This is a genomic window from Pseudomonas indica NBRC 103045 (genome assembly GCF_002091635.1).
GTDB lineage: Bacteria > Pseudomonadota > Gammaproteobacteria > Pseudomonadales > Pseudomonadaceae > Pseudomonas_M > Pseudomonas_M indica.
This window is the reverse complement of record NZ_BDAC01000052.1, coordinates 1-1239: the sequence shown is the minus strand read 5'-3', so window position 1 is coordinate 1239 and position 1239 is coordinate 1. Positions and strand designations below refer to the sequence as shown.

Sequence of the window (1239 nt, the reverse complement as noted above, 5' to 3'; positions counted from 1 at the left end):
TGTAGATACCGTGTCCCCTAGCCTCGGGCAAGGGCCAATTCTGCGTTGTAGGGTTGGCCCGATTTGAGGACGCCATAAGCGATCTGCAGCAGCTTGCGCATGGCGGCGCAGACAATCTGCTTACCCGCCTTACCTTTCTTTTGGAGCCGTAAGCACAGTGCCCGTACCGCCTGGTTATGGCTCATGGCACTGACGGCTGGCATGTACAGACCGGCACGCAAGCGGCGTGAGCCTATCTTTGAGATTCTCACCTGGCCCTTGTGTTGGCCTGATTCTCTGAGCCTCGGATTGAGCCCTGCGAAAGCCACCACCGCCCGGGCACTCTCGAAGCGGCTGACTGACCCGAGCTCGGCCAGCAACAGGGCTGCGGTCTTGTCACTGATCCCATCGATGCTCTTCAGCAGATCACGTTTGCCTCGCAGGTCGGGATCATCGTCGATATGGGTGCGAATCGCTTTCAGCGTCTGCTCGATCTCCCGTTCCAGATGGGCCGAGACCGACAGGATCGACTCTTTCACCGGGTCGCTCTTGACGGTTTCCAGGCGGTTGGCTTCCATCTGGAACAGTTCCTTGAGCTCCTCGTAGCGCCGTACCAGGGCACGCAGTTGCCGCACACTCACCGGGTCGGGCTGCCAGGGCTGGAGATCCTCGACATGCCGGGCGCCATAGAGCGCGATCAGTTTGGCGTCGACCTTGTCGGTCTTGACCCGCTGCAATTGGCTTTGCGCATAGCTGGCGATGCGCGCCGGATTCATCACGGTGACGCGATACCCCTTGGCAAGCAGATAATCCCCCAAGGCTTCGTGATAGACATTGGTCGCCTCCATCACGACCCAGGCCTCTGGCTCGGCATGTTTCTGCAACCACTGATCAAAGGCGCTGAAACCCGTTTGATCGTTGCTCAGATTGCCTTTGGTGCGGTACTTGCCATTGGCCTGCAGAACCGCAATGTCGAAGGTTTTCTTGGCTATATCCACGCCAACTACGATGGTCATAACGTCTGGTCCTCCCTATAGCTTCACCATCGGCATTCCACTCCATCCAACCTTGCCTATGCGAGCTACCACCAGGGGTGGGCTCCAGATACCGTTCGGATTCATGAGTGGAGTGGAAAGCCAGGAGACAATCTACGGAGCAGGCTCGTAGCCTAGGGGCGAATACGTCTTCCTGGCCTTCCTTCCGGTGATCAGCCGGAGACTACCCACCGTTAGGGCGGGTCGTCGACATACAAGGGGCGAA

At 58.5% G+C, this 1239-nt stretch carries 1 protein-coding gene; it reads right to left on the bottom strand.

The annotated features are described in order from the left end of the window. Positions 1 to 17: 17 nt before the first annotated feature. A complete protein-coding gene (locus PIN01S_RS26110) occupies positions 18 to 995 on the bottom strand; it encodes an IS110 family RNA-guided transposase (RefSeq protein WP_084339828.1) in 978 nt (325 codons plus the stop codon). Positions 996 to 1239: the final 244 nt, after the last annotated feature.

Bases quoted from the DNA above. Each gene is read 5' to 3' on its own strand.
- PIN01S_RS26110 (WP_084339828.1), bottom strand. From the start codon at position 995: ATGACCATCGTAGTTGGCGTGGATATAGCCAAGAAAACCTTCGACATT.